1 protein-coding gene is annotated in these 1,272 nt (G+C 64.4%); it reads right to left on the bottom strand.

Features of this window, described 5'->3' with window-relative positions; genetic code table 11:
* Nucleotides 1-18 precede the first annotated feature (18 nt).
* Nucleotides 19-1,208 (bottom strand): IS3 family transposase gene (locus CS1GBM4_RS22680; RefSeq protein WP_186421033.1). Its coding sequence is split into 2 segments (ribosomal slippage): nt 19-959 and nt 959-1,208, totalling 1,191 coding nucleotides; the frame shifts between segments, so codons are not numbered across the junction.
* Nucleotides 1,209-1,272 lie beyond the last annotated feature (64 nt).

The raw sequence follows: 1,272 nt of genomic DNA, 5'->3' as shown, positions 1-1,272 counted from the left end.
TGACGTTGCCCCCAGTTTCTATCCAGCGCGGAGTTCGCTCGGGCGGTAGGTTGTGGCCTGTTGGCCGGGGTGGATGACGGGATCTGGCGCGGAGCCGTTGGTATAGCGCAGCGGCAGATCTCGTCGTGGGTGGAAGGTGGCGGCGAAGTCAGACGGTGTCTGCCAGCCGAGCCCGGAGTGAGGTCGGGATCCGTTATAGTCGGACCTCCATGCGCTCAGGGCGGCTCTGGCCTGGCTGAGCGTCGAGAACAGCGTCTCATTGAGAAGTTCATCGCGGAGGCGCCCATTGAAGCTCTCGATGAAGGCATTCTGCATCGGCTTGCCCGGCGCGATGTAGTGCCATGCGACCCGAGCGGCATCTGCCCAGGCGAGGATGGCGTTCGAGGTGAACTCGCTGCCGTTATCGCTGACGATCATCTGAGGCCGGCCCCGCTCAGCCATGAGGCGATCCAGCTCTCGCGCGACCCGCAAGCCGGAGAGCGAGGTGTCGGCCAGCAGAGCGAGGCATTCGCGGGTGCAGTCGTCCACGACGGTGAGGATGCGGAAGCGCCGCCCGTCGGTGAACTGATCCGAGACGAAGTCGAGCGACCAGCGCTCGTTCGGCCGCAGCGGGATCAGGATGGGTGCCCGCGTGCCGATCGCCCGCTTGCGACCGCCGCGCCGCCGCACCGTCAGGCGCTCCTCGCGATAGATCCGGAACAGGCGCTTGTGGTTGACCACGAAGCCCTCCCGCCTGAGCAGCACATGCAGGCGACGATAGCCAAAGCGGCGGCGCTCGTGGGCCATCGCCTTCATGCGCTCGCGCAGGGCGTCGTCGTCCATGCGCATCGTCTGGTAGCGAACTGTCATGCGGCAGAAGCCGGTGGCTTTACACGCCCGCCGTTCGCTCATCCCGTGATGCCTCACGAGGTGCGCGACAGCTTTCCGTTCGGCAGCGGGCGTCACCACTTCTTTCCCAGGAGGTCCTTCAGCGCCACATTGTCGAGCATGGCATCGGCCAGCATGCGCTTGAGCTTGGCGTTCTCATCTTCGAGCGCCCGCAGCCGCTTGGCCTCGGACACTTCCATGCCTCCAAACTTGGCTTTCCACTTGTAGATGCTGCCATCGCTGACACCGTGCTTCCGGCATAGTTCCGCGACCGGAATACCGGCCTCGTGCTCCTTCAGGATCCCGATGATCTGCTCGTCCGAAAAGCGGTTGCGCTTCATCCTCTGGTCCTCATCTCGGGCCAGAGCGAACTTCACAATGGATTAGGGCAGAGGGGCAACGTCA

Origin of the sequence: Allobosea sp. CS1GBMeth4, from assembly GCF_900185715.1 — a bacterium.
Taxonomy (GTDB): Bacteria; Pseudomonadota; Alphaproteobacteria; order Rhizobiales; family Beijerinckiaceae; genus Allobosea.
The sequence above is the reverse complement of the archived record's forward strand: the minus strand, read 5'-3'. Positions and strand labels throughout refer to the sequence as shown.